This is a genomic window from Amycolatopsis sp. NPDC005003 (assembly GCF_053600695.1).
Window position 1 is genome coordinate 1 of record NZ_JBSGAI010000109.1, and the last position, 3,784, is coordinate 3,784.

The window sequence follows — 3,784 nt, forward strand, 5'->3', positions numbered from 1 at the left end:
CAAATTTCTTCAATTTTTCCCTCACCTTCGTTTTTTCTTTTTTTTTTTTGCTGGCCGAGGTGGGGGGGGGGGGGGCGGGTGGGCCGCCCCGCCGCCGGTTCAGGGCTTACAGGGCCCGAAGTAGCGGCACTCGATCAACGCCCGCGGGTCGAGGGCCCGCGCGCGCGGCTCGAGGACGTCGAGCCGGGCGGCGACCTCGGCCAGGTCCACGACGCCGCTCGCGGTCAGCGCGAAGAACCGCTCCTGGGTGTCGTGCTCGGCGCAGCCGCTGCCGCGGAGGTTGCCCGCCGGGACGAGCGCGAAGACCTCTTCGCCTTCGTTGCCGAACGTGAAGTAGCTCTGCAGCTGGACCGGGGTGGTGTCGCCGACGTCGTTGACCTGCTGGCCGCCGTACGTCTCGGGGTAGTGCCAGCCGGCGTGCACGTCGTCGGCGAACCACACCCGCGCGGGATCGCTGTCACCGTCGAGGAGCCAGCCGCGTGCGGTGAGGAACTCGTGCACCCCGAGCTGGCGGGCGACCATGAGGTCGGACGTGGTCATCGCGGTCCCTTCGGACGAAGTCGGGTACTCACGCTCAGTGTCGCGCTTGGCTGGTTTCCACGACCGGGTGACCCGCGTCCGGGAAGGGAGACGCCCGGCCGGCTACACGATGCCCGCCGAGATCAGCTGCTGCCAGATCTCGCCCTGGTCGACGACCTCGACGCCGTGCTTCTCGGCCTTCGTCAGCTTGCTCGCCCCGACGTCCGCGCCGGTGATGAGCAGGTCCGTGCTCGCCGAAACCGACGTCGCCGTGGTCGCGCCCGCCCGCTCGCAGAGCCGCTGGAACGTCGGGCGGGGGACCTTCTCACCGGAGCGCGGGTCGCTGATCGCGCCGGTGACCACCACCGTCTTGCCCGCCAGCGGCGCGCCCGCCGCGACGACCGGCGGGAGGTCCTCCTCGCGCACGTCCAGCGAAACGCCCGCCTCCCGCAGGCGCTCGAGCTCGGGGCGCAGGCGGGTGAGGTGCTCGACCAGCGAAGCGGCGACCTTCGGCCCGATGTCCTCGACGGCCACGAGCCCGTCGACGCCGGCGTCGGCGACGTCTTCCAGGGAGCCGAACCCGGCCCGGCACAGACGGGCGGCCGTGCCTTCCGAGGCCATCGGGATCGCCAGCCCGATCAGCGCCCGGCGCAGGCCGACCGACCGGCTCGCGTCGATCGACTCGATCATCCGCGTGGCGGAGACCTCGCCGATGCGGTCGAACTCGAGCAGCTTCTCCTTCGTCAGCCCGTAGAAGTCCGACGGGTGCTCCAGGATCCCGGCCTCGGCCAGCCGTTCGATCCACACGCCGCCGATGGCGTCGATGTCCGCCGCCGCCCGCGACGCCCAGTGGATCAGCCGCCGCACCGTCTGCGCCGGGCAGGAAACGTTGGTGCAGAACAGCTCCCGGCTGTTGCCCTGCTCGGTGAGCGGCTGCCCGCACGACGGGCACTCGCTCGGCGGGACGATCTCCCGCTCGGCACCCGTGCGCTTCGAGGCGTCGAGCACGCCGGCGACGAACGGGATCACGTCGCCGGCGCGGCGCACCAGCACGGTGTCGCCGATCTTGATGCCGCGGGCGCGGATCACCTCCTGGTTGGCCAACGTCGCGCGGGTGACGGTGGTGCCGCCCACGAACACCGGCTCCAGCCAGGCGACCGGGGCGATCTTGCCGGTCTTGCCGACGTCCCAGACCACATCGGACAGCACGGTGGTCTTCTCCTCGGCCGCGAACTTGAACGCCAGCGCACCGCGCGGCGAGCTCGACCGGGTGCCGGCCGCCGCGTAGGCGTCGCGGCTCGCCAGCCGCAGCACGGCGCCGTCGAGGTCGTAGTCCAGGTCGTTGCGCTGCTGTTCGATCTCGCCGATCACGGTCTGCGCCTCGGCGGCGCCGGCGCAGCGCCGCATGTCGGCCGCGGTGAAGCCGAGTGTGTGCAGCGCGCTGCCGAGGTCGGCCTCCGCGCTGTCGGGCTCGGTGTGCAGGTCGAAGGCGAAGAACCGCAGCCGCCGCTCGGCCACGGTCGCGGGGTCCTTCGCGCGCAGGGTGCCGGCCGCGGCGTTGCGCGGGTTGATCAGCGGCTTGTCCGGGTGGGCGGTGTTGTAGGCGGCGAAGGTGGAGCGCAGCATGACGGCCTCGCCGCGGACCTCGACCCGGCCCGGCGCGGCGACCTGCTCCGGGATCCCGTCGGTCAGGGCGCGCACGAGCACCGTGACGTCGTCGCCCGTCGTGCCGTCGCCGCGGGTGACGGCCCTGGCCAGCCGCCCGTTTTCGTAGACGACGGCCAGCGACAGGCCGTCCAGCTTCGGCATCACGACCACCGGTTGGCCGGGGAATCGGTCGAAGAACGCCTCGACCTGCTCGGGTTTGGTCGCCTTCTCCAGTGACAGCATCGGCCGGGAGTGCCGGATCGGCGCGTGCAGCACCGCGGGCGCGCCGACCTGGTCGAGCGGGTTCGGGTCGGGCGTGAGGTCCGGGTGCGCCTCGATCAGGCTCCGCAGCTCGTCCTCGACCACGTCGTACTCCGCGTCCGCCACCAGCGGCGAACCCCGGTAATAGGCGTCGCGCAGCACCGTGATGCGGTCGGCGAGTTCCTGGATGCGTTCCTGAGCGTTCACGGCGAGGACGTTACCGGGCAGCACCGACAAGAACGGGCAGCCTGGATGAACTCCAGGGTTACGATCAAGATCATGCGATTCGCCATCAAGACCTCGCCCCAGAACACCGAGTGGGCGGACATGCTCGCCGTCTGGCAGGCCGCGGACGAGATCGAGCTGTTCGAGTCCGGCTGGACCTTCGACCACTTCTACCCCATCTTCTCCGATCCGACCGGCCCCTGCCTGGAGGGGTGGGTGACGCTGACCGCGCTGGCGCAGGCCACGAAGCGGCTGCGGCTGGGCACGCTGGTCAGCGGCATCCACTACCGCCACCCCGCGCTGCTGGCGAACATGGCCGCGACGCTCGACATCGTCTCCGGCGGCCGGCTGGAGATCGGCGTCGGCGCCGGCTGGAACGAAGAGGAGTCCGGCGCGTACGGCATGGAGCTGGGCACGATCAAGGAGCGCAGCGACCGCTTCGAGGAAGCGTGCGAGGTCCTCGTCGGGCTGCTGACCCAGGAGACCACGACGTTCCGGGGCGAGCACTACCAGCTGACCGACGCGCGCTGCGAGCCCAAGGGCGTCCAGCGGCCGCACCCGCCGATCTGCATCGGCGGCAGCGGCGAGAAGCGCACCCTGCGCACGGCGGCGAAGTACGCCCAGCACTGGAACTTCGTCGGCGGGCCGCCGGAGGAGTTCGCCCGGAAGCGGGATGTCCTGCACCGCCACTGCGCGGACGTCGGCCGCGATCCGGGCGAGATCACGCTGTCCTCGCATGTCCGGCTCGAGCCCGATCTGGACTACGGGAAGGTTGCCGCCCAGGCTGAGGCGCTGGGGGAAGTGGGTCTCGACCTGGCGATCGTGTACCTGCCGCCGCCGCACACCCCGGCCGTGCTGGAGCCGCTGGCCAAGGTGCTCGAGCCGCTGCGCTGAGCTGCGGGGTTGGGGGCGCCCCGGGACGATGCCCGCGGTGGCTGGTGTTGAGGTTGTGGCCGCTGCTGTGGAGGTGGTTTTGGCCTCCTGTTTGTGGGTTCCACCGACCCGATTGCCGGATTGTTCAACGGCCGGCACGCCGGGTCAAGGCGGGAAAGCGTGCCTTGACCCAGCTCGTCTGCCCGCTGGAGCTGCGGGCGCGGTCGGCGGCCGCACTGGTCACCTTCCTCGGCGACGC

General features: G+C 71.3%; 3 protein-coding genes. 1 reads left to right on the top strand and 2 read right to left on the bottom strand.

All coding sequences use genetic code 11. The features are described from left to right. Positions 1-99: 99 nt before the first annotated feature. Both ACWED2_RS48245 and ligA read right to left on the bottom strand, forming a co-directional pair. The gene (locus ACWED2_RS48245; RefSeq protein ID WP_449697229.1) at positions 100-540 is read right to left on the bottom strand and encodes a hypothetical protein; all 441 of its coding nucleotides are present in this window, start codon (positions 538-540) and stop codon (positions 100-102) included. A 102-nt stretch (positions 541-642) separates the two neighbouring features. Continuing rightward, entirely contained in the window at positions 643-2,634 is a 1,992-nt protein-coding gene (gene ligA, locus ACWED2_RS48250) for an NAD-dependent DNA ligase LigA (RefSeq protein WP_449697230.1), read from the bottom strand. Positions 2,635-2,706: 72 nt separating this feature from the next. Between ligA and ACWED2_RS48255 the strand changes: the two genes are divergently transcribed. Beyond that, positions 2,707-3,546 (top strand): LLM class F420-dependent oxidoreductase, encoded by an 840-nt coding sequence (locus tag ACWED2_RS48255; protein ID WP_449697231.1) that lies wholly within the window; start codon positions 2,707-2,709, stop codon positions 3,544-3,546. Positions 3,547-3,784: the final 238 nt, after the last annotated feature.